Annotated in this window: 19 protein-coding genes; 12 read left to right on the forward strand and 7 right to left on the reverse strand. The window is 71.9% G+C overall.

What is annotated here, in order from left to right; all coding sequences use genetic code 11:
• The first annotated feature begins 82 nt into the window (after window positions 1–82).
• Window positions 83–772, forward strand: coding sequence for an HAD family hydrolase (locus tag ACWCQK_RS15530; RefSeq protein ID WP_451155640.1), 690 nt, complete (start codon window positions 83–85; stop codon window positions 770–772).
• Between the two features lie 202 nt (window positions 773–974).
• Window positions 975–1,718, forward strand: a complete 744-nt coding sequence (locus ACWCQK_RS15535; RefSeq protein WP_451155641.1) for a TetR/AcrR family transcriptional regulator — start codon at window positions 975–977, stop codon at window positions 1,716–1,718.
• A 36-nt stretch (window positions 1,719–1,754) separates the two neighbouring features.
• Here the strand turns inward: ACWCQK_RS15535 and ACWCQK_RS15540 are convergent, their stop codons facing one another.
• A complete protein-coding gene (locus ACWCQK_RS15540) occupies window positions 1,755–3,254 on the reverse strand; it encodes an LVIVD repeat-containing protein (RefSeq protein WP_451155642.1) in 1,500 nt (499 codons plus the stop codon).
• Between the two features lie 166 nt (window positions 3,255–3,420).
• Between ACWCQK_RS15540 and ACWCQK_RS15545 the strand changes: the two genes are divergently transcribed.
• Window positions 3,421–4,125 (forward strand): DUF305 domain-containing protein, encoded by a 705-nt coding sequence (locus tag ACWCQK_RS15545; RefSeq protein WP_451155643.1) that lies wholly within the window; start codon window positions 3,421–3,423, stop codon window positions 4,123–4,125.
• Window positions 4,126–4,367: 242 nt separating this feature from the next.
• Here ACWCQK_RS15545 and ACWCQK_RS15550 read toward each other — a convergent pair whose 3' ends face one another.
• Entirely contained in the window at window positions 4,368–4,871 is a 504-nt protein-coding gene (locus ACWCQK_RS15550; RefSeq protein WP_451155644.1) for a DUF6214 family protein, read from the reverse strand.
• Window positions 4,872–5,080: 209 nt separating this feature from the next.
• On the opposite strand from ACWCQK_RS15550, the gene ACWCQK_RS15555 reads away from it, so the two are divergent.
• From ACWCQK_RS15555 to ACWCQK_RS15565, 3 genes are all read left to right on the forward strand, one after another.
• Entirely contained in the window at window positions 5,081–6,520 is a 1,440-nt protein-coding gene (locus ACWCQK_RS15555; protein WP_451155645.1) for an FAD-dependent oxidoreductase, read from the forward strand.
• Between the two features lie 133 nt (window positions 6,521–6,653).
• The gene (locus ACWCQK_RS15560) at window positions 6,654–8,084 is read left to right on the forward strand and encodes a nucleobase:cation symporter-2 family protein (protein WP_451155646.1); all 1,431 of its coding nucleotides are present in this window, start codon (window positions 6,654–6,656) and stop codon (window positions 8,082–8,084) included.
• A gap of 394 nt (window positions 8,085–8,478) precedes the next feature.
• A complete protein-coding gene (locus tag ACWCQK_RS15565) occupies window positions 8,479–9,285 on the forward strand; it encodes a pectate lyase (RefSeq protein WP_451155647.1) in 807 nt (268 codons plus the stop codon).
• 54 nt (window positions 9,286–9,339) lie between these two features.
• Here the strand turns inward: ACWCQK_RS15565 and ACWCQK_RS15570 are convergent, their stop codons facing one another.
• Entirely contained in the window at window positions 9,340–10,107 is a 768-nt protein-coding gene (locus tag ACWCQK_RS15570) for a PaaX family transcriptional regulator C-terminal domain-containing protein (protein ID WP_451155648.1), read from the reverse strand.
• Window positions 10,108–10,178: 71 nt separating this feature from the next.
• On the opposite strand from ACWCQK_RS15570, the gene ACWCQK_RS15575 reads away from it, so the two are divergent.
• Window positions 10,179–11,912, forward strand: coding sequence for a DNA alkylation response protein (locus ACWCQK_RS15575; protein WP_451155649.1), 1,734 nt, complete (start codon window positions 10,179–10,181; stop codon window positions 11,910–11,912).
• A gap of 64 nt (window positions 11,913–11,976) precedes the next feature.
• On the opposite strand, the gene ACWCQK_RS15580 is transcribed toward ACWCQK_RS15575, so the two are convergent.
• Window positions 11,977–12,561 carry an Rv1733c family protein gene (locus ACWCQK_RS15580; RefSeq protein WP_451155650.1) on the reverse strand — a complete coding sequence of 195 codons (585 nt, stop codon included), beginning with the start codon at window positions 12,559–12,561 and terminating at the stop codon, window positions 11,977–11,979.
• Window positions 12,562–13,121: 560 nt separating this feature from the next.
• Here ACWCQK_RS15580 and ACWCQK_RS15585 point away from each other — a divergent pair.
• Window positions 13,122–13,799 (forward strand): uracil-DNA glycosylase, encoded by a 678-nt coding sequence (locus ACWCQK_RS15585; protein WP_451155651.1) that lies wholly within the window; start codon window positions 13,122–13,124, stop codon window positions 13,797–13,799.
• A gap of 672 nt (window positions 13,800–14,471) precedes the next feature.
• The gene (locus ACWCQK_RS15590) at window positions 14,472–15,395 is read left to right on the forward strand and encodes a sirohydrochlorin chelatase (protein ID WP_451155652.1); all 924 of its coding nucleotides are present in this window, start codon (window positions 14,472–14,474) and stop codon (window positions 15,393–15,395) included.
• A 162-nt stretch (window positions 15,396–15,557) separates the two neighbouring features.
• On the opposite strand, the gene ACWCQK_RS15595 is transcribed toward ACWCQK_RS15590, so the two are convergent.
• Both ACWCQK_RS15595 and ACWCQK_RS15600 read right to left on the reverse strand, forming a co-directional pair.
• Window positions 15,558–16,592: a lactonase family protein gene (locus ACWCQK_RS15595; RefSeq protein ID WP_451155653.1), complete on the reverse strand. Its 1,035-nt coding sequence runs from the start codon at window positions 16,590–16,592 to the stop codon at window positions 15,558–15,560.
• Between the two features lie 322 nt (window positions 16,593–16,914).
• Window positions 16,915–18,417, reverse strand: coding sequence for an FUSC family protein (locus ACWCQK_RS15600; RefSeq protein ID WP_451155654.1), 1,503 nt, complete (start codon window positions 18,415–18,417; stop codon window positions 16,915–16,917).
• Window positions 18,418–18,764: 347 nt separating this feature from the next.
• Between ACWCQK_RS15600 and ACWCQK_RS15605 the strand changes: the two genes are divergently transcribed.
• Complete coding sequence (locus ACWCQK_RS15605; protein WP_451155655.1) at window positions 18,765–19,244, forward strand: Lrp/AsnC family transcriptional regulator; 480 nt, start codon at window positions 18,765–18,767, stop codon at window positions 19,242–19,244.
• Between the two features lie 8 nt (window positions 19,245–19,252).
• A complete protein-coding gene (locus ACWCQK_RS15610; protein WP_451155656.1) occupies window positions 19,253–19,954 on the forward strand; it encodes an HAD family hydrolase in 702 nt (233 codons plus the stop codon).
• 256 nt (window positions 19,955–20,210) lie between these two features.
• Here ACWCQK_RS15610 and ACWCQK_RS15615 read toward each other — a convergent pair whose 3' ends face one another.
• Window positions 20,211–21,035 carry a LysR substrate-binding domain-containing protein gene (locus ACWCQK_RS15615; protein ID WP_451155657.1) on the reverse strand — a complete coding sequence of 275 codons (825 nt, stop codon included), beginning with the start codon at window positions 21,033–21,035 and terminating at the stop codon, window positions 20,211–20,213.
• A gap of 58 nt (window positions 21,036–21,093) precedes the next feature.
• On the opposite strand from ACWCQK_RS15615, the gene ACWCQK_RS15620 reads away from it, so the two are divergent.
• On the forward strand, window positions 21,094–21,483 hold the full coding sequence (locus tag ACWCQK_RS15620) for a DUF5997 family protein (RefSeq protein ID WP_451155658.1): 390 nt from the start codon (window positions 21,094–21,096) through the stop codon (window positions 21,481–21,483).
• Window positions 21,484–21,730 lie beyond the last annotated feature (247 nt).

Here is a 21,730-nt window from a genome sequence, read left to right on the forward strand (position 1 = left end):
CGGCACATCGCTGCCCGCGTCCCTGAACCGGCCGGCGCCGCGGGCTCCTCGCGCCGGACGGCGGTCCGGGTAGGGTCCGGGCATGACCGCCGTTCTGTTCGACTTCTCCGGGACCCTCTTCCGCGCCGAGTCCACCGAGTCCTGGCTGCGCGCGGTGCTCGCCGAGGCGGATCTCGGCCTTCCCGAACCGGAGTTGGCCAAGATCGTCCGGGCCCTGGAAGCGGTTGGAGCGCTGCCCGGCGGGGACCTTCCGCCGCGCGTCCCGGCGGACCTCGCCGAGGCGTGGGCGACGAGGGACGTCAGCGCCGCGCTGCACCGGGCCGCGTACACCGGCCTGGTCCGCCAGGTCGCCCTGCCCGGGACGGGGTTGCACGAGGCGCTGTACGACCGGCACATGGCTCCGGCCGCGTGGGCGCCGTATCCGGACGCCGCCGAGGTGCTGCGGGCACTGCGCGAGCGCGGGATCGGCGTGGGGGTGGTGAGCAACATCGGCTGGGACCTGCGCCCGGTGTTCCGCGAGCACGGCCTCGACCCGTACGTGGACGCCTACGCCCTGTCGTACGAACACGGCATCCAGAAGCCGGACCCCCGACTGTTCGCCGCCGCCTGCGAGTTGCTCGGCGCCGATCCGCGGGACACGCTCATGGTGGGCGACAACCGTCACGCGGACGGCGGTGCGGCGGCCCTGGGTTGCGGCGTCCACTTCGTGGACCATCTGCCCGTGACCGAGCGTCCGGACGGCCTGCGCCCGGTGCTGGATCTGGCGGGCTGACCCCGACCCCGGGCCGCCCACCCGGGAGTTCGGATCCGGAGCAAATCGCCTCAGGCAACTACCAGTGCGAAGAAAGCGTCCGCCTCGGACGATCCCCCGCGTCGCCCGAGGCGGACGACAGCCCGGCATGACCCCGAACAGGGGTCGGCCAGGACGCGTTGAGTATAGTTGGCTGCCAACCAGTCAACGCAGGAGTTCCAGCATGTCCCCGCGCAGCGCCTCGGTCAATGAAGAATTGCGGCGGCGTTCCCGGGAACGTCTGCTGCAGGCGGCGGTCGAACTCGTCCGGGAGCGCGGGTACGACGCGACGACACTCGGCGACATAGCCGACCGGGCCGGTTCCGCGCGGGGCCTGGTCTCGTACTACTTCCCCGGCAAACGCCAGTTGGTTCAGTCGGCCGTGCACCGGCTGATGCACCGCACGCTGGAGGAGGCACTGGAGCGTGAACCGCGCACCGAGGACGGCCGGGAGCGGACGGCACGCGCCGTGGACGCCGTCCTGGGACTGGCGCGGGACCAACCGGTGCTGATGCGCCAGCACATGGCGGGACTGTTGCAGGCCGAGGGTTTCGTGCAGTGCCCGGAGCAGAAACGGCTGGCCGAGCTGCTGCGCGACACCATGGTCCGGCACGGCTCACAGAACGTGGACGCCGACTATCCGATGCTGCGCTCCCTGCTCATGGGCGCCGTCTACGCGATGGTCCTGCCGAACGTGCCGCTGCCCATCACCCCGCTGCGCGCCGAGCTGTTCGAGCGTTACGGACTGGACTGGGACATGGGCGTCCCGCCGGACACCGAGGCGTCCGGCGGGACGGTCGAGTCGGATCTCTCACGCTTCTTCGCCACGGAGGGGCAGGAGGTCGACCAGCCGCATCAGCGGCCGGTGAACCGGCCCCCCGGGCAACCTGTCGACCGGCCGGGACAACGGCCGGCCGACAAGTCGTAGCCGTCTCCGACGGTCGGCCGGAGTGGCGGGCGTTCGTCAGTCGAAGTAGTCCGGCTGCGTCTGGACGTTGAGCTCGTCCAGCCGGACGTGCTTCGCCGGATCCGTACGACGGTCGCTCAGCTTCAGGACGTCGAAGCCCTTGGCGATGTCGTTCGAGTAGATGTAGCCGTTGTAGTAGTACGCCGACCACGAACCGCCGATGGAGAGCGTGGTGGACAGCGGGCCGCGCTCGAAGTAGGCGATCTCCTTGGGGTGGGCGGAGTCGGTGAAGTCCCAGACCGAGACGCCACCCTGGTACCAGGCCTGGACCATGATGTCCTTGCCCTTCACCGGGATCAGCGAGCCGTTGTGGGCCACGCAGTTCTCGGAGTCCGCCTGGTGGCGGGGGATCTTGTAGTAGCCGCGGAAGACGAGCTTGCGGTGGTCGCCCTTGCCGACGATGTCGTAGATGCCGTCGGCGCCTCGGTTCGGGCCGACGGTCGCGTTGCAGGTGGCCGCACCGCCACCGCCGAGTTCGTCGGTGAAAACGACCTTGTTCGCCTTCTGGTTGAAGGTCGCCGAGTGCCAGAACGCGAAGTTGACGTTGTCCTGGACCTGGTCGATGACCTTCGGGTGCTCGGGGTCCTTGATGGAGAACAGGATGCCGTCACCCATGCACGCGCCCGCGGCCAGGTCCCTGTCGGCCAGCACCGTGATGTCGTGGCAGCCGGTCGTCTTGGAGACACCGGGGTTGGTCGGCGAGCCCGGGTTGCCGCCGCCGTCCGGCCCTTCGCCGGGGAAGAGGACGGGGAAGCTCACCAACGCGGCCTTCTCGGGGGCCTTGCGCGGCACCTTGATGACCGAGATGCCGTCGTGCGGCGGCTGGCAGTCGGGGTAGGTGGCGCTCGGCGAGTACGAGGAGACGTAGATGTAGACGTTCCTGCGCTCCGGTACCAGCGAGTGCGTGTGCGAGCCGCACGCGGTCTCGACGGCGGCGACGTACTTCGGGTTGGTCTTGTCGCTGATGTCGAAGATCTTCATGCCCTCCCACGACGACTTCTCGGTCGCGGGCTGCGTCGTGCTGTTGCAACTGCTGTCGCTGCGCGAGGAGTCGGTGGACAGGAACAGCAGGTCGCCGGAGACGGAGATGTCGTTCTGCGAGCCGGGGCAGAGCACCTGGGCGACCGTCCTGGGCGCCTTCGGGTTGCGCAGGTCGAAGATGCGGAAGCCGTCGTAGTTGCCGGCGAAGGCGTACCTGCCCTGGAAGGCGAGGTCCGAGTTGAGGCCGGTGAAGGCCTCCTTGGGGACGTTCGCGAGGTGTTCGATGTTGGCGGAGTGGACGATCTCGTCCTGGCCCGGTATCTCACCGTCGGCGATCGCCCGCGCCGCCTGGGCCTGCGCGTTCGCGGACAGCTCCGTCCGCGCCGCCGGGCCGTCCCCGGGGTCGGGGGTGGCGGCCGCCGGGACCGCGGTCAGCAGTGCGGCCAGAAGTCCGGTCGCCGCCGCCGCGATTCCGAATCGTCTGCGCCGCGTTCGGGAATGGTTCAACAGGGTCACTGCTTCCTCCCTAGTCGCCGTGGTCACCGTTCACGCGGGAACGGTTCACGTTCCACCGAAGTATGGTCTTTACCATGCTCACATCAATAGAGGGCAATGCGTTCGCCATGCCGAGTCATGCGCCGTGGTGTGCGCGAACCAGCCGGAATGAGTCACCGGCGCTCGTATGACCACCGGGGTCCCGTCAACCCGCCTGCCACTGGAGGTCCTTGTGCTCTACCGCCGCGCGTCCCGTACGCCCCTCACCCTGGCCGCGTTGACCGCGCTCGCCGTACTCGCGCTCGGGGGCTGCGACTCGGGCTCCGACGCCGAGTCCCGGCAGGCCGGGGCGGACGGGCCTTCGGTGATCGTGCCGGGTGCGCCCGGCGAGGCGAACCGGACCCTGTCCGCCGCGGACGCGGCGCAGCAGCGCGCCGACGACGACACCCCGAACGCGGCGGACATCGCCTACGCCCGCCGGATGATCGAGCACCACACCCAGGCTCTGGAGATGACCGCACTCGTCCCCGGACGTGCCCGGTCGGCGAACGTCGAGCGGCTCGCCGAGCGGATCTCCGCCGCGCAGGGACCGGAGATCAGTGTCATGGAGAGCTGGCTGAAGCCCTACGCCAAGAACGGCGGCACAACCGGACACGAGCACGCCGCGATGCCCGGCATGGCGACCGAGGCCCAGCTGACGAAGCTGCGCGCGGCCAAGGGCAAGGCCTTCGACACGCTGTTCCTCAGCCTGATGATCGCCCACCACGAGGGGGCGATCACCATGGCCACGGACGTGAAGGCCCAGGGCAACAACGTCCGGATCGAGGAGATGGCGGACGACGTGATCGCCCAGCAGACGAGCGAGATCACGCGGATGCGTGAAATGGGGTGACGGCCGCGCGGATGCGTGCGACGGGGTGACGGCCACCCCGATGCGCGCGACGGGGTGACAGTCAGGCGGATGCGCGCGATGGGGTGACGGTCAGGCGGATGCGCGAGGCGCGGTGACGACCGCACGGGGACGCGAGAGGGGGCGCGGACCGCACGGATACGCGTGCTGCGGTGACGACCACACGAAGACCCGCGATGCGGCGCGGATCGCTTGGCGACGCCGAGGTGCGCTCACCGGCCCGGTCAGCGCCGGGCGTGGCGGGGTGTCAGATAGCCGGCGTCCCGGGCCTGCGCGATCAGCCTGAGGGACCGGCGGCGACTGTGTCCGGTCGCGCACATCACCGCGTGGACGGGGTCGACGCCCTCGTCCTGGGCGGCCCGGTACTCCTGCGCGACCAGCCACCGCCCCTCGATCCCGCGCGGCCACGCGGGGCGGGCCCGGCGCGACCCGCCGTCCGTGTCGTCGGGCCCGAAGACGGTCTCGCCGGTCCCGTCCTCCAGCCCCTCCGCCGGGTCGGCGTCGAGCCCGCAGGCCTCGAACAACGGGCCCTCGATCCAGTCCGCGAGCACCGTCAGGTCGCCGAAGGAGAGCGCGGGCTGGGCCCGGACGTCCTCGACCGAGACACAGCCGTCGGCCACCACGGCGAGCGCGTCGACCCGGGCCCCGTCGGCGAAGGCGAGCCGGACGTTCAGCCAGGCGGTCGCGCCTTCCCCCTCCTGTACCTCCCACGCGGGCCACACGGACACCGCGCCGTCCGAGGCGGAACGACCGGAAAGATTAAGAAAGGATGCTTCTAGCACACACGCAACGTAACCGCATGATCACATTCCATACGAATGGACACGCGCGCCCCCGAACGCCACAGCACCCTGTCAGCGGAGCCCTCACGGTGCGATGCTGAAGACGTCATCGATCTCCTCCGATCCCCCCACTGCCCTCGGAGAAGGAGTACGCCGTGCTGCGTGTCGCCGTCGTCGGCTCCGGGCCGAGCGGGTGCTACACCGCCCAGAGCCTCGTCCAGGAAGACCCCGGGGTACGCGTCGACGTCCTCGACCGACTGCCCTGCCCGTACGGCCTGGTGCGCTACGGCGTGGCGCCCGACCACGAGAAGATCAAGTCGCTCCAGAACAATCTGCGCACGGTCCTGGAGCACGAACGGGTGCGCTTCCTCGGCGGAGTGCGGGTGGGCGCCGACGGGATCCCGGCCGAGCGGCTGCGGGAGCTCTACCACGCGGTCGTGTACTGCGTGGGCGCCGCCACCGACCGGCATCTGGGCATCCCGGGCGAGGACCTTCCAGGCAGCTGGTCGGCGACGGAGTTCGTGTCCTGGTACAGCGCCCATCCGGACGCCACCGACGCCGCCTTCGTGGCGGACGCCCGTTCGGCCGTGGTCGTCGGCATGGGGAACGTCGCCGTCGACGTCGCGCGGATGCTCGCCAGGGGCGTGACCGAGCTCAGCCCCACCGACATGCCGCAGGCCGCGCTGACCGCCCTGGCCGGCAGCCAGGTGGCCGACATCCATCTGGTGGGCCGGCGCGGACCCTCCCAGGCCCGCTTCACCACCAAGGAGCTGCGCGAGCTGGGGTCTCTGCCGGACACGGAGGTCGTGGTGGACCCCGCGGAGCTGGCCGCGGATCCGGCGTACACCGACCCCTCCGCCCTGCCGGCCGCCCAGCGCCGCAACGTGGAGGTGCTGCGCGGCTGGGCGCAGCAGCCGCCCCGGCGGACCGCGCGCAGGATCCGGTTGCGCTTCTTCCTCCGGCCGGTCGAAGTTCGCGCCGCCGACGGGCGCGTGGGCGCGGTGCGCTTCGAGCGCACGGAGCCCGACGGACACGGCGGTGTGACGGGCACCGGACGGTACGAGGACATCGAGGCGCAGCTGGTGCTGCGGTCGGTGGGCTATCGCGGGGTTCCGCTGGCGGGGCTGCCGTTCGACGCGGAACGCGGCACGGTACCGAATCTGGCCGGACGTGTCCTGCGGGCGGGCGCCGTGGCGCCGGGCGAGTACGTGGCGGGCTGGATCAAGCGCGGCCCGACGGGAGTCATCGGCACGAACCGGCCGTGCGCGAAGGAGACAGTGACGTCTCTGCTGGAGGACGCCCCCGCGCTGCTGGACCGGGAGCTGCCCGAGGACCCCCTCACGGCACTGCGCGCCGAGGGGATCGAACCGGTCGAATGGGCGGGCTGGCAGGCCATCGAGCGCGCCGAGTCCGCACTCGGGGCCACCCTCGGACGGGGTGTCGTCAAGCTGCCGGACTGGGAGTCCCTGCGGGCCGCGGCGAACGCGCCACTCCCGCCGGACCTGGCGCAGAACCTCCCACCGGACCTCCGACCGGACGTCCCGCCGGCCCTTCCGCGGGACCTCCCGCCGGCGCTTCCGCAGGACCTTCGCTAGCGGAGTGGGGCGAGGGCGGGCGGCCAGGTCACACGGCGGCAACAGCTCGGAAATCAACAAACCGTTCAATCCGCCTACGGTCACGTGCTGTCCGGAAGTCGCCACCCCCCTCGCCGCCGTTCTGGAGTCGCCCATGCCCAGGCCCGCATCGATACGTCCCCCACATCCGGCGCGTCCCACACATCCCGTGGACGAGGTGCCACCCGTACGCCGACTGGCCGCCTTCGGGCTTCAGCACGTGCTCGCGATGTACGCGGGCGCGGTCGCCGTTCCGTTGATCGTGGGCGGCGCGATGAAGCTGTCGCCGGCCGATCTGGCGTACCTGATCACCGCCGACCTGCTGGTGTGCGGCATCGCCACGCTGATCCAGTGCGTGGGTTTCTGGCGCTTCGGTGTGCGGCTGCCGATCATGCAGGGCTGCACGTTCGCCGCCGTGTCGCCGATGGTGCTGATCGGCACGAAGGGTGGCGGCCTGCCCGCGATCTACGGCTCGGTGATCGTCGCGGGGCTCGCGATCCTGCTGCTGGCACCGGTCTTCGGGAGGCTGCTGCGCTTCTTCCCACCGCTGGTCACAGGCACCGTCATCCTGATCATCGGCGTCTCGCTGTTGCCGGTGGCGGGCAACTGGGCTGCGGGCGGAGCCGGTTCGAAGGACTTCGGGGAGCCGAAGAACCTGGCGCTCGCCGGGTTCGTGCTCGCGGTGGTGCTGGGCGTGCAGCGGTTCGCACCGGCGTTCCTGAGCCGGATCGCGGTGCTGATCGGCATCGCCGTGGGGCTCGCGATCGCGGTGCCGTCCGGTTTCACGGACTTCGACGGTGTCGGGGATGCCAACTGGCTCGGGATCAGCACGCCGTTCCACTTCGGCGCGCCTGCCTTCGAGGCCTCGGCGATCATCTCGATGCTGGTGGTGGCGCTGGTGACCATGACGGAGACGACCGGTGACCTGATCGCGGTCGGCGAGTTGACCGGGCGCAAGGTCGAGCCACGTTCCCTGTCCGACGGCCTGCGCGCCGACGGCCTGTCGACCGTCCTCGGCGGCGTCTTCAACACCTTCCCCTACACCGCGTACGCGCAGAACGTGGGTCTGGTGGGCATGACCCGGGTGCGCAGCCGCTGGGTCGTCGCCGCGGCGGGCGGCATGCTGGTCCTGCTCGGCCTGCTGCCCAAGCTCGGTGCGGTGGTCGCGGCGATCCCGGCGCCGGTGCTGGGCGGCGCGGGCCTGGTGATGTTCGGGACGGTCGCCGCGAGCGGGCTGCGGACGCTGACCCAGGTCGACTTCGAGGACAACCACAACCTGACGGTCGTGGCGGTATCGGTGGCCGTGGGCCTGCTGCCGGTCGGAGTGCCGACGGTCTACGAGAAGTTCCCCGCTTGGTTCCAGACGGTGATGAACAGCGGCATCAGCGCCGGCTGCCTGACGGCGATCGCACTGAACCTGCTGTTCAACCACTGGCCGAGCAAGGCCGGTTCATCCGTCGGCGCAACGGGCGGCCCGACGGACGGCATCGACAGCGACAGCGACGGAAGCAGCAGCAAGGGCAACGTCGACAAGAACATCGGCTAGGGCCCCCGAAGGGCGCCGGCGCAGACCCCGGAAGGAGTCGCCCGGGCGGCCGGACACGTTCTGCGTGAGGCGTTGACTAGAAAGCGCTTGCCCTCTACGTTCCGTTCAGAAGTGTGACTGACCCCGCGATCACAAACGCGGCCAAGCGCCCGCTGAGCGCACGCAAGAGTTCGCCATGACGTACATCGTTCAGCTACATGATCGCCTGTGTGATCGAACGAGCTCCTCAGCCATCCGAAGGGACGCACTCGCATGCGTACTCTCCCCCCACGCACACCTCTGCGGAGATCCTTAGCCGCCGCGGCGACCGCCTTCAAGTCGGCGGTGACAGGCGGCACGGCCAAGGACGTCAGGGTCATCTGACCACCCCCCATCCGGAAGCAGGCATCGGGACATGACTTCACCAGCACGTCCACACGCCCGTCGGCACACCGTCACCGGCTCCCTGGCCGCCGTCGGCCTCTCGGTTGGCATGCTCATGACCGGAGGATTTCTCACCCCCGCGTCCGCCGCCACCTGGCCCACCGCCAACGGCAGTCAGGCCGTCTCCGCCACCCTCTCGGTCTCCGGCACCAAGGACTACGGGATGAAGCGCCTCTACGGCACCGGGGACCTGGGCAGCGACAGCCAGGACGAGGACCAGGGGCCGATCCTGGAACTGGCCGCCGGCACGGTCCTGAAGAACGTCATCATCGGCGCCCCCGCCGCGGACGGCATCCACTGCCTGGGCAGTTGCACACTCCAGAACGTCTGGTGGGAGGACGTCGGCGAGGACGCGGCGACGTTCCTGGGCTCGTCGTCGTCCAACGTGTACACCGTCTCCGGCGGCGGCGCGAAGGAGGCCAGTGACAAGGTGTTCCAGTTCAACGGCGCCGGAACGCTGAACGTCTCCAACTTCGCGGCGCAGACCTTCGGCACCTTCGTGCGGTCCTGCGGCAACTGCAGGACGCAGCACAAGCGGACGATCAACCTCAACACCATCGAGGCGACCTACAAGGGCAGCCGGCTCGTCGGCATCAACACCAACTACGGCGACAGCGCGACCCTCCGGGGCATCACGATCGTCGGGGACAGCGGCAAGAAGATCATTCCCTGCCAGAAGTACATCGGCAACAACACGGGCAAGGAACCGACCACGAACGGCACCGGCCCCGACGGCACCTACTGCAAGTACGCGACCTCGGACATCACCTACAGGTGATCGGCGGACGGCGTACGACACCGGAGCCACCGGGCGTCGTACGGCCGCCGCACCTCATTCCGGACGGCCGTGCTGCGGCACCGTGTCCGCCAACTCCCCCTGGTAGCCCGTGTACGCGGACCGCAGGGCCGCGCCCGGCCAGTCGTCCGGGAGGAGTTCGGCGGGCAGCACGGGGTCGGCGAGCAGGTGGCGCACCAGGGCCGCGAAGACGGTGAGCCGGTCGGCCGGCCGGCCCGTGCCGGTCACCCGGGTCACGTGGGAGAGCAGGGACCGGGCCGTGCCGGCCCAGGCCTCCAACGGCCACAGGTCCGCGGCCAGTTCGGTCACGGGCAGGTCGGGGCGGGCGGTGTAGTGCTGGGCCACCCGCGTGAGGTCACCCGGCAGGGGGCGCCGTAGATTGGCGGGCCGGAGCCAGACCCCCTCGCGGAGCTCGGCAAGCCGCAGGGCGGTCAACCGGGACCGCAGGTCGGCGCGTTCGGCGGGGCCGCGCCCGGTCGCCGTGACGACCACCATCTCCCAGTCACCGTTCCACGCGCGCGTGCGGGGACGCACGGCGTCGTCCTGACGGCGCTGCCGGGACAGCAGACGGTCGCTGAGACCGTAGACGGCGTCCGTGCGGCGCAGATCGCCCGCGGCCACCATCCTGCTCAGCGCGGCACGCAGGGTGGACCCGCCGACGCCGAAGGGCTCCACCGCCTGGACGAGGTCTCGCACGGGCAGTTCGGGCGGATGAGCGCCGAGCAGCAGGCTCAGCACGACCGAGCGCGCGGACAGCGGCCTCAGGTCGACCTCGCCGGGCTGCGCTGACACGTTGATCCGCATGGGCACGTACTGTACGTGCGTCCTCTTGTTGCAGTATTGCTACGACCGCAGCAGAGGTGCAACATGGGGGCATGGCCTCGATACTCGCGCACGCCCAGTCGCAGCCCCAGCCTCCGACGCAGCCCCGGTCGCAGCCGGACGACGCCGCCTTCGGCGCCGGGTCCGGCGTCACGCGGGGCGCCACGCACGACGTGACCAACCAGGCTCCTCCGCTCTCCCCGTACGACGCCTCCGACGACACGGCCCTGCTGGAGGGGCTGCGCCGGGAAGGCGCCGGGTGGGCCGAGGACGACGTCCGCAGGCTCGGGCTGCGGGCCGGCGGCGCCGAGGCGCAGGAGTGGAGCGAGCTGGCCAACCGCCACGAGCCCGAACTGCGCACCCACGACCGCTACGGCAACCGCGTCGACGAGGTCGACTTCCACCCCAGCTGGCACCACCTGATGGGGGCCGCGGTCGCCGAGGGCCTCGCGGGCACGCCCTGGGCGGACGAGCGGCCCGGCGCCCACGTGGTCCGTACGGCGAGCGGACTGGTGTGGGGGCACACCGAGGCCGGGCACGGCTGTCCCACCTCGATGACGTACGCCGCCGTGCCCGCGCTGCGTCGCCAGCCGGAGCTGGCGAAGATCTATGAACCCTTGCTGACCAGCAGGGAGTACGAGCCCGGACTCCGGGTGCCGACGGAGAAGCGCGGGCTGCTGGCCGGCATGGGGATGACCGAGAAGCAGGGCGGTTCGGACGTCCGTACGAACACGACCGTGGCGACGCCCACCGCCGAGCCCGGTGTGTACACCCTGCGCGGGCACAAGTGGTTCACCTCGGCGCCGATGTGCGATGTGTTCCTGGTGCTGGCGCAGGCCGGAGACGGTCTGTCCTGCTTCCTGGTGCCGCGCGTCCTGCCCGACGGCAGCCGCAACACGTTCCGTATCCAGCGGCTGAAGGACAAGCTGGGCAACCGGTCCAACGCCTCCTCCGAGCCGGAGTTCGACGGGACGGTGGCCTGGCTGGTCGGGCCCGAGGGAGAGGGCGTCAAGACCATCATCGAGATGGTCAACTGCACGCGGCTGGACTGCGTGATGATGTCGGCGACGCTGATGCGCAAGACGCTCGTCGAGGCGGGACACCATGTGCGGCACCGCAGCGCGTTCGGCGCGCGGCTGGTGGACCAGCCGTTGATGCGCAACGTGCTGGCCGACCTCGCGTTGGAGTCGGAGGCCGCGACGACCCTCACTCTGCGGCTGTCGGGCGCGGCCGACCGGGCGGTACGCGGGGACGCCGGTGAGCGGACGTTCCGCCGGATCGCCACGGCCGTCGGCAAGTACTGGGTCACCAAGCGCGGCCCGGCTTTCACGGCGGAGGCGCTGGAGTGCCTGGGCGGCAACGGCTATGTGGAGGACTCGGGCATGCCCCGGCACTACCGCGAGGCACCCCTGCTGTCGATCTGGGAGGGCTCGGGGAACGTCAACGCCCTCGACGTGCTGCGGGCACTCGTGCGGGAGCCCGGCGTCGCGGACGCCCTGTTCGCCGAACTCGCCCTGGCCCAGGGAGCGGACGCCCGGCTGGACACGGCCGTCAGCAGGCTCAAGGGCAGGCTCGCCGACGCGTCGCCGACCGGTGCCCGCCGACTGGTCGAGCTGATGGCTCTCACCCTCCAGGCCTCCCTGCTGGTCCGGCACGCCCCGCCCGCGGTCGCCGACGCCTTCTGCGCGACCCGGCTGGGCGGCGACTGGGGGTACGCCTTCGGCACGCTGCCCGACACGGCGGACCTAGACGGGATCCTGAACCGGGCGCTGCCGGGCGGGGAGTGAGCCGACGGCCCGCCTGGAGTCCACCGCACGGCCGCCCGACCTGAGGCCCGCGTGAGCGCGGGTTTCAGCCCGTCTGGCGTCCCCAGAGGGGGTCGAACCGTGCCCAGTCGACATCCCACTGGTCCATGCGGCGGCGTTCCAGACGGGCGCGCAGGGCGCGGCACGCGATGAAGGGCACGGCCGCGGTACTGACCCCGGCCAGCCCGCCGACCAGCGATGAACGCACCTGGGCCTCGCCGGGGGTGGCGGGTCTGGTCACCATGCCACCCTGACGGTCCGTCCAGATCACCACCGGTGTGCCGGCGGTGCTGCCGGGCCGGACCCGAACCAGCCCGGAGTGCGCGGTGCCGTCCGCCGCGGTCCAGTCCGCCTTGCCCCATACCCGGTCTCCGCTGGCGGTGCCGGTGTGCACACCAGCCGTTCCGGGCGCCTTCTCGGTGAGGTGTGCCACCGCCGGGCGCCACTCCTCGCGCTCGCGGGCCAGACCGTCCTCGACGGACCAGGTCGCCGTCAGACCGGCGAGCACTCCGGCGAGGACGGTGACCGCCCAGGCCCCGAGCACGACCCAGGCCTCCATCGCGTCGGCGCGACGCCTGAGCGGATTGCGCCGCCAGCGCCACAGCCACACCTTCGGACCACGGAACGCCATCGAAGGCTTCCTCCTCGTGAGCGCACGAACATCCCCCGACCGCCCTCCCATACGGGCGATGCGGCCACGATGCTCAGGGCGAGTCCACCGGCTCGACGGTCCCACGGGACCCATCACTCGCGCAGGCATCTGTCCGAAAGTGCCCGGAAGCTGTCCGCGGAGCATCGCAGACTGGCGTCGCCCGACCGTCACGCGCCCCGTGACCTGCGCCTACGCCGTTCACAGGGGGTGGCTGTCAGTGGCGGGGTGCAGACTGGCGGGTGTCTGGGACGACGATCTCGCGGAGGGGATCAGCAGGGCCGAGGCGCTGCTCGCGGCGGACACGTACGGCGGGCGGTCCGTCCGAATCCGCCGTCGCCGAGGCGCCTTTGCCGGACGCACCGCGCGTCCGGGTCGCGGTCGCCGTCCGGACGGGACGGCGCGAGGAGGGGGAGGATGCGGTCGATGAGGTCAAGGGATCCGAGGTCAAGGGATCTGGCGAAGAGGCCAGTTGGGCCGTCCCGGTGCGGCCTTGGCCACCGGTTGATCGCCGTCGTGCGTACGGCAGTAGGGTGACGGCCGTGGCACCACGACCTTTGCATGAAATCCTCGAACCGGGCTGGGCGAAGGCCCTCGAACCCGTCGCCGGGAAGATCGCCGAGATGGGCGACTTCCTGCGCGCGGAGATCGCCGCCGGACGCACCTACCTCCCAGCCGGGGCGAACGTCCTACGGGCCTTCCAACAGCCCTTCGACGACGTACGCGTCCTCATCGTCGGGCAGGACCCGTATCCGACCCCGGGCCATGCGGTGGGGCTGTCCTTCTCGGTCGCGCCCGAGGTGCGGCCGCTGCCGGGCAGCCTGATCAACATCTACCGGGAGCTGAACACCGACCTGGGGCTGCCCCAGCCTTCCAACGGCGATCTGACGCCATGGACCCAGCAGGGCGTGCTGCTGCTCAACAGGGCGCTCACCACCGCTCCGCGCAAGCCGGCCGCCCACCGCGGGCAAGGCTGGGAGGAGGTCACCGAACAGGCCATACGGGCCCTGGCCGCACGCGGAAAGCCGTTGGTGTCCATCCTGTGGGGCCGGGACGCCCGCAACCTGCGCCCGCTGCTCGGACAGCTCCCGTCGGTGGAATCCGCCCACCCCTCCCCCATGTCGGCCGACCGCGGGTTCTTCGGCTCCCGCCCGTTCAGCCGGGCCAACGACCTCTTGATCGGCCAGGGCGGCCAGCCCGTGGACTGGCGCCTGCCGTGACGGACCGGGCGACGCCCCGGAGCACCTGATCGAGCAACTCTCACCGTTGCTGCGCAAGTTGCCGGCGAAGACCGACGTCGCGGAACCGGGCAGGGGCGACGTGCCGCGCGCCGAACTGTGGGGCCCTCCGGCGCGGGGGTCGGGGCGCGGCAGGTCGCTCGGGTGTGGTGAGGCGGGGCGCGGCCGGCCGCTCCGATGGGCGAGCTGCGGGCGTGCGCTGGGCGGCTATGCCAGCGGCAGTGGTGCGTGGATCGGGCGGCCGAGTCCGCGGCGGCCGCGTGCCGCCCTCGGGCGAACCCCGAACCCCTGACCCCGAATCGCGCTCCCCGAAGGCCCGTTCAGGAGGGGCGCGCCCCTCCTCGTCCCACCGGAGCACGAACTGGCGCAAAAGCTACCCCTTACGCGCCGGACGCCCGTCGACGGCGATCCACCGCACCATGCGGTCCGCACAGCCGCTGACCTGGCAACTGACGCGCTCACCCTGCCGAGTGACGGGACAATGGTGTCCGTCTTCACCAAAAGGGGGATTAGCCCTGTCAGGGACAAGTCGCCCGGAAGTCATGCCGATCACTTCTGATCCGTACGTAACTCATCAGACAAAACCGGACGGATACCGCTCACCTGCACCCTCCCCGAACAGGGGAACCCAATGAGCCAGTAACATGCGGCGCCATGAGCTCCCCCACTGGGCCCGCGTCCGGCCTGCCTGTACGAATGCCGCGCCCCCGCCAGCCCGGGCGGCACCGCCGACCCGAGCCGCTGGCGGCTCCCGAGGGCGCGCCCGCGCTTGTCCTGGCGGTGCCGGGAACGCCCGCGGCCGCCACGCGTAGCCTCGCCGAGGAGGTCGTGAGCATCGCCCGCTCCGAGCTCCCCGGCCTCGACGCCCGCATCGGGTACCTCGACGGGGACGACGCGGAGTTCCCGACCCTCCAGTCCGTGCTCGCGCACGCCGCCGACGAGCGCACCGCCCGCTACGAGCAGGCCCTCGCCGCCGGTGCGGACGTCAAGGAGCCCGACGGTCCGGTGGCCGTCGTCGTGCCCCTGCTGGCCGGCCCGGACAGCAGCCTGCTGCGCCAGGTCCGCCAGGCCGTGATGGAGAGCCGGATCGCGGCCGAGCTGACCGACGTCCTCGGCCCGCACCCGCTGCTCGCGGAGGCGCTGCACGTACGTCTGTCCGAGGCGGGCCTCGCCCGTGCGGACCGCGCCCGTCTGTTCACCGTGGCGACCGCCGCGGACGGCATCATCCTGGCGTCGGTCGGTGGCGAGGAGGCCGTGCAGGCCGCCGGGATCACCGGCATGCTGCTCGCCGCGCGACTGGCCGTGCCGGTGATGGCGGCGGCCCTGGACCAGGAGGGTTCGATCGCCTCCGTCGCCGAGCAGCTGCGCGGTTCGGGCTCGCAGCAGCTGGCGCTGGCGCCGTACCTGATCGGCCCGGAGATCGACGCCTCCCTGGTCGAGGACGCGGCACGGGAAGCCGGCTGCTCCGCCGCCGAGGCGCTCGGCCCCTACCCGGCCATCGGCAAGCTGGCCCTGGCCAAGTACACGTCGGCCCTGGGTATCGCCCCGCAGCAGGCCCAGAGCACGCCGGCCCACTGAGCCGGACCGGAAGACGGCGAAACGCCGAGAGGGCCCGCTCCGCACGCCGGAGCAGGCCCTCTCGCCGTTCCCGGAGCGACCGGAGCTCACCAGAGCTACCGCTGCAACCGGAACGTCCGGAACAAGCGGATCGGCGGAGCGACCAGAACGATTCGTCGGAACTCAGTCGAGGACCACGCAGGACGCCGCCGGGACCTCGACGGCGCCGCCGCGACGCGGCACGCCCGTCTCCGGGTCGACGGAGAACCAGGTCACGTCGCCGGAGCGTTCGTTCGCGACGTACAGGAATCCGCCCGCCTCGGCGAGGGCGCGGGGCCAGTGGCCGCCGCTGGGGACCGTGCCGACCGGCCGAAGTTCCTCGCCCTGGACGGCGAGCACGGACAGCACGTCCTCACCGCGGGTGGCGGTCCACACGAAGCGGCCGTCGGGCGAGACGACGATGCCCGAGGGGTAGGCGTCCCCGGCGGGGGCGCCGGGCAGCACCTGGGTCTCGGCCAGCGGCTTCAGCACCCCGTTCGCGGCGTCCCAGCGGCAGACGGTGACGGTCGGCGTCAGTTCGTTCAGCACGTAGGCGTACGAACCGTTCGGGTGGAAGGCGAGGTGCCGTGGACCGGAGCCGGGCCGCAGGGCGGTCTCCCGGTGCAGTACGGGCGTGCCGTCGCTGAGCGTGCACGCCCGCACCGAGTCCGTGCCGAGGTCGACGCTGACGGCCCACCTCCCGCTCGGGTCGGGCTGCACCTGATGGGCGTGCGGGCCCTGCTGGCGGCGCGTGTGCGGGCCGGATCCGGTGTGCCCCAGCACTCCGGACGCGGCCGGGGCGAGGCTACCGTCGGGACGTACGGGTACGGCACTGACGCTGCCCGAGCCGTAGTTGGCGGTCAGCACGTGCCCGTCGAAGACGCTGAGGTGGGTGGGACCGCTGCCGCCGACCAGGACCGGCGGCCCGACCTGCGCCACCTTGTCGCCGTCCACGCGGTAGGCGACCACCGCGCCCTCGGCCGTCTCACTCACCGCGTACAGGGTGTGCCCGTCGTCGGACAGGGCCAGGTAGGAGGGGTCGGGTACGCCGTCGATGGCGCCGAGCACCGTCAGCGCGCCACTGTCCGCGTCCACGGCCGCCGTCACGAGCCCTCGGCCCCCGGCCGCCGTGAACGACCCGATGAACGCCCGCCGCTGCCGCCTGCCGCCGTCTGTCACCGCTGTCCCCTCTCGTCGCGCGCACCTGTCGGACGTGACGGTAGCAGTCGATCACGAGCGGTCTAGACCAGCTCTTCGGCCATGTCGCGCCCGGGTTCCGCGGCCCGGCCCGGACCCGCCGGGAGCGCCCGCACCGAGCCGACGGCAGCGGTCACGAGCCGCGCTGCGGGCGCCGGGCGACGGCCCCGCGGACTTCCCCGGAGGGTCCACCGCCCCCGGACAAATACCGCGCGCGCGGCGACACCAGCCGCGCCTGAAGCCGTAGCCGCATCCGTAGCCGTAGCCGTAGCCGTAGCCGTAGCCGCCGAAGGGGGTCGGCCGTTCAGGCTCCGACCAGTGGCGAACCCGACGGGGTGCGCAACGGTGTGGCGAGTTCGGCGAGGGCGCGTTCCAGACCGTGGAGGTGGACCAGCGCGGGCTCGGCCGAGGGCGGGTGGGCGGCGGTGAAGAGGGGTTTCGTTTCGTCGGCGCCACGCTGCGTGAGTGCTTCCACCGCGGCCTCCACCCGCCAGCACGCGGCGGCCAGGCGGGCGTCGTGGGAGGCCTCCGGATCGGCGGCGACGGTGACCAGGCCGCGTGTCTCGCGGGCGCAGTCGTCCAGCAGGGCGAGCACCTGGCGGGCGCGCCGCTTGCGGTCGGCCATCGGGTTCAGCGGGTGCACGAGCGGGGCCACCGAGAGCCGGACCCGGCCGAGCAGCTGCTCCAGTTCGGCGACGCGCCGGCCCGGGTCCGCGTGGTCGGCGCCGGAGAGCCGGGCGGCGGCCTCCGCGGTGCAGGCGTGGACGCAGCGCAGCGCGCGCTGGATCCAGGCGTCGGTGACGGCGTGGGTGGTGACGGGCAGGACGAACAGCACCGCGAGGACCGCGCCGAGCGCCCCCACGGCGGTCTCCGTGAGCCGTAGCGCGAGCAGGCCGGGGGTGAGCACGCCGAGTGTGCCGTAGAGCAGTCCGGCGAGGAGCGTCACCGAGAGCATCATCCAGGTGTAGGAGACGGCGGCCGCGTAGAAGATGCCGAAGACACAGACGGCGAGGAGTACGGCCGTGGGCGCGGCGGCCCCGTTCACCGGGACGGCGACGATCAGGCCCAGGCCGATGCCGATCACGGTGCCGAGGACGCGCCGGAAGCCGCGTACCAGCGTCTCGCCACGGGAGGCGGTGTTGACGAAGATCCACCAGGTGGCGCCGACGGCCCAGTACCAGCGCTGCCCGGACACCAGTTGGCCCACGACCAGCGCGAAGCCCGCGCCGGCGGTCGCCTGGACCGCCTGGCGCGTGGTCACGCGAGCCAGTCCGGTGCCGCCGGGCGGCGCGGGCACGGCGGCCGAGGGCAGCCGGCGCTCGTAGCACCAGAGCCCGAAACGTACCGCCGCTGCGGTGAGGACGGACAGGGCGACGGCGGCGTACAGGCGGGGCAGTTGTCCGGTGGTCGCGTGCAAAAACTGCGCGATGAAGAAGGTCATGAACGCGAACACGCCCAGGCTGTGCCCCCGTGGTCCCCACCGGCGGGCGTACACGCCCGCGCCGACCACGGTGAGGAAGGTCAGGTCGCGGGCCACGGGGTGGTCGTGCAGCAGGGCCGCCGCCGCGAGGACGGGCAGGCCGACGGCGGGCAGCAGCGCGGTGGTGACCGCCTGCCCGCGAACCGTGGCGTCGCTGACGGTGAAGAGGGCGAGGAGCGCGGCGAGCCCGCCGGTGACGGTGCTCGCGAGGGACTGCCCGGCCACGGCGCAGCCGACGACCGCGAGCCCGATGCCGAGGACCGCCCGCGCGGCAAAACGCAGCCGCACCCGCCCCGGGTCCGGGGCCATGAACACCCTCTTCAGCACTGCTTACCGCCCCCTCGGACACCGGCATGAAAAAGGCGCCGCGGGATCCGCAGCGCCATCGACGTGTCCATCAGAGCACCTTCATGGCCAGTGGCTCAAGTGACCTCCGATCCACTGCGCCATTGGCCCAGTCCCGCTCGGCACCGTCGCTCGCCGACAGAGCCAACGGACCACGTCGACCGGCCCACCCGATCTGCGGCTTTGTGAGCCATTGGTACAGTCGACGATGATCACGAAACGGTGATCACGGGGCGAATGACACGGGAAGAGGCGGCGGGGAATGGGACCGCCGCACGAATGACCGACGGACGATCGACGGCGGGACGGCGGAGGGCAGGGAGGTCGCGATGGCCGTGGACGAGCTCGACACACGCATCCTGCGGCTGCTGATCGCGCAGCCGCGTACCAGCGTGCGGGAGTACGCCCGCATCCTCGGCGTCGCGCGCGGCACCCTCCAGGCCCGCCTCGACCGGCTGGAACGCGACGGCGTGATCACCGGTACGGCCCCGGCGCTCTCCCCCGCCGCGCTGGGCCACCCGGTGCTGGCGTTCGTGCACATCGAGGTCACCCAGGGCCACCTGGACGACGTGGGCGCGGCCCTGGCGGCCGTACCGGAGATCGTGGAGGCCTTCTCGATCACGGGCGGCGGAGACCTGCTCACCCGGGTGGTGGCGCGCGACAACGCCCACCTGGAGGATGTGATCCAGAAGCTCATCAGCCTGCCCGGCGTGGTCCGCACCCGCACCGAGGTCGCGCTGCGCGAGCGGGTGCCGCACCGGCTGCTGCCGCTGGTGGAGTCGATCGGCCGCGCGGCCGCCGGGAGGTAGCGCCCGCCATGAGCGAACTCGACGCCATCGCCGTGATCTTCGATCTCGACGGCACTCTCGTGGACAGCGAGCCGAACTACTACGAGGCCGGCCGACAGACCCTGGCCGAACACGGCGTCCGGGACTATGCCTGGGCGGACCACGAGCGGTACGTCGGCATCAGCACCCTGGACACGGTCACCCACTGGAAGGAGCTGTACGGCCTGTCGGCGCCGGCCGACGAGCTCCTCGCCGCGATGAACCTCCGCTATCTCGCGCTCGCCCGCGCCTCCACCCCCGCCTACCCGCAGATGCGCGCGTTCGTCGAACTGCTCGCCGCCGAAAACGTCCCGCTGGCCGTGGCCTCGGGCTCCTCGCCCGAGGCGATCGAGGCGATTCTGGTCGGCACGGGACTGGACGCGTTCCTGCGCACGGTGGTGTCGGCCGACGAGGTCGCGCACGGCAAGCCCGCTCCGGACGTCTTCCTCGAGGCTGCGCGCCGCCTGGGCGCGGCCCCGGCCGACTGCGTGGTCCTGGAGGACGCGGCACCCGGAGCCGCCGCCGCGCGCGCGGCCGGGATGCGCTGCATCGCCGTGCCGTACCTCGCCGCCCAGGCCGACGACCCGGGGTTCGCCGCGGCGGACCTCGTCCTGCGTGGTGGGCAGCGGGAGTTCACGGCCCGGGCGGCGTACGACTGGCTGGTGCGGTCGGCGGAATCCGGCACCCGCTGAACTCGCCGGCGCCCGCTGACGCCCACGCAGAGCACGAATCGCCGCGAGGGCACGGGCAGGCCAGGGCGTCACCGACCACCAGGACCGCGGCTGCGGGTGCCGCTCCCGGCGACGGCCGGATTCCGGGTGACGGCCGGATTCCGGGTACGGCCGGATTCCGGGTGACGGTCCGTCAACGGCCGTACGGCCGAAGGCATTCCGACGCTCGGAGGCTACTTCACGGCGTCCCGGACCTCGCGCGCGTTCGGCTCGGGGCTTATGGACTGCGGCGGGGGCGTCCGCGCTTGGCGCCGCCGCTGCCGCCGGACTTGGGGCTGCCCGAGCGGCCGCCGCGCACGGCGCCGCCGGTCTTCTTGCCGCTGCCTCCGGCCTTCTTCCCGGTGGCACCGGCCGACTTGCCCGTGGCGGGCTTGCGCCGTGCGCCGGCGCCCGTCTCGCCACGCTCGCGCTTCGGCTCCTGCGCGGACTGTCCGCGGCCGCGGGTGCTGTTGACCGTCCGGCCGCGGACGATGCCGATGAAGTCCTCGACGAGATCGGTGGTGGCCTCCTCCGGCCAGGACAGGACGACGCTCGACTGGGGCGCGTCGGCGACCGGCCGGTAGGTGAGGTCCCGCCGGTGGTGGAGGCGCGCCAGCGACTGGGGCACGACCAGGACGCCCACGCCCGCCGCCACCAGCTCGACGGCGTCCTCCGTGGTCGCGGGGCGCTCGAAGGCGGGCTGCCCCGGCGGCCGCTCCCAGCCGAGGACGTCGTCGAGGGGATGGAAGACGACCTCGTCCGCGAGGTCCTCCAGGGTCACTTCTTCCGCCGCCGTGAGGAGGTGGTCCTTGGGGACCACGACCACCGTCGCCTCGGTGTAGAGGGGGATCGCGCTGAACACCGTACGGTCGACCGGGAGGCGTACGACGCCCGCGTCGGCGTCGCCGCCGCGCAACACATCGGATGCCTCGGCGGCGGAGACCTGGAGGAGAGCCAGGGGGATGTCGGGCAGACGCTCGTTCCAGATCCGCACCCACTTGGTGGGTGTCACCCCGGGGACGTACGCGAGCCGGAACGAGGGGGATTCTTCCGAGCCTGTCACCCCGCAAGGCTACCGGCTGTGGTCGGATGTCTCGCCCTGGGCCGATAGTCTGGACAGTATGAAGTCGCACCAGACCGCCCAGACGATGAAGGCCGCCACGGCGGCGAAGAAGCTGGGTGTGTACCTCCCCGCCACCCCCGCCGCGTTCCAGGAGGGTGTCGTCACGCGCGCGGAGCTGAACGAACTCCAGGCGAACCCGCCCGAGTGGCTCCAGGAGCTGCGGCGCAACGGCCCGCACCCCCGCCCGGTGGTCGCGTCGAAGCTGGGCGTCTCCATCGCGGGCCTGGCGCGCGCCGGGGTCACGGAGGCCCTCACCACCGAGCAGATCGAGGCGCTCAAGGACAGCGGGCCGGAGTGGCTGGAGAAGGAGCGCTCCACCCAGGCCGAGGTCCGCAAGGAGACGGCTCGCCTCAAGAAGCGGGACGCCGAGCGCGCCGAGCAGGACTAGGACTCGGTCCACGTCCGAGTCCAGGAGCAAGTCCAGGACCAGGACCAGCGTTCCTGATCCGCGCACCGCGGGTGTCCGCGGGCGCGGCACCCGGGGTGCTGCCGCCAGCGCCCATGCCACGCAGGGCAGTTGATGTGTGCAGCAGTTGGATCGCGGGCCGGTCGAGGTGCGGTGGCGGTGGCGGTGGCGGTGCGACACGGCACGCCGCGGGGTCGCCGCCCCTGCGTTCTCCCGTGTTCGAACCGTG

The sequence above is a fragment of the Streptomyces sp. NPDC002306 genome (assembly GCF_053593435.1).

Coding starts and splice junctions, on each gene's coding strand:
- ACWCQK_RS15530 (WP_451155640.1), top strand. CDS start 83: ATGACCGCCGTTCTGTTCGACTTCTCCGGGACCCTCTTCCGCGCCGAG.
- ACWCQK_RS15535 (WP_451155641.1), top strand. CDS start 975: ATGTCCCCGCGCAGCGCCTCGGTCAATGAAGAATTGCGGCGGCGTTCC.
- ACWCQK_RS15545 (WP_451155643.1), top strand. CDS start 3,421: ATGACCACCGGGGTCCCGTCAACCCGCCTGCCACTGGAGGTCCTTGTG.
- ACWCQK_RS15560 (WP_451155646.1), top strand. CDS start 6,654: ATGCCCAGGCCCGCATCGATACGTCCCCCACATCCGGCGCGTCCCACA.
- ACWCQK_RS15565 (WP_451155647.1), top strand. CDS start 8,479: ATGACTTCACCAGCACGTCCACACGCCCGTCGGCACACCGTCACCGGC.
- ACWCQK_RS15570 (WP_451155648.1), bottom strand. CDS start 10,107: ATGCGGATCAACGTGTCAGCGCAGCCCGGCGAGGTCGACCTGAGGCCG.
- ACWCQK_RS15575 (WP_451155649.1), top strand. CDS start 10,179: ATGGCCTCGATACTCGCGCACGCCCAGTCGCAGCCCCAGCCTCCGACG.
- ACWCQK_RS15580 (WP_451155650.1), bottom strand. CDS start 12,561: ATGGCGTTCCGTGGTCCGAAGGTGTGGCTGTGGCGCTGGCGGCGCAAT.
- ACWCQK_RS15590 (WP_451155652.1), top strand. CDS start 14,472: ATGAGCTCCCCCACTGGGCCCGCGTCCGGCCTGCCTGTACGAATGCCG.
- ACWCQK_RS15605 (WP_451155655.1), top strand. CDS start 18,765: ATGGCCGTGGACGAGCTCGACACACGCATCCTGCGGCTGCTGATCGCG.
- ACWCQK_RS15610 (WP_451155656.1), top strand. CDS start 19,253: ATGAGCGAACTCGACGCCATCGCCGTGATCTTCGATCTCGACGGCACT.
- ACWCQK_RS15620 (WP_451155658.1), top strand. CDS start 21,094: ATGAAGTCGCACCAGACCGCCCAGACGATGAAGGCCGCCACGGCGGCG.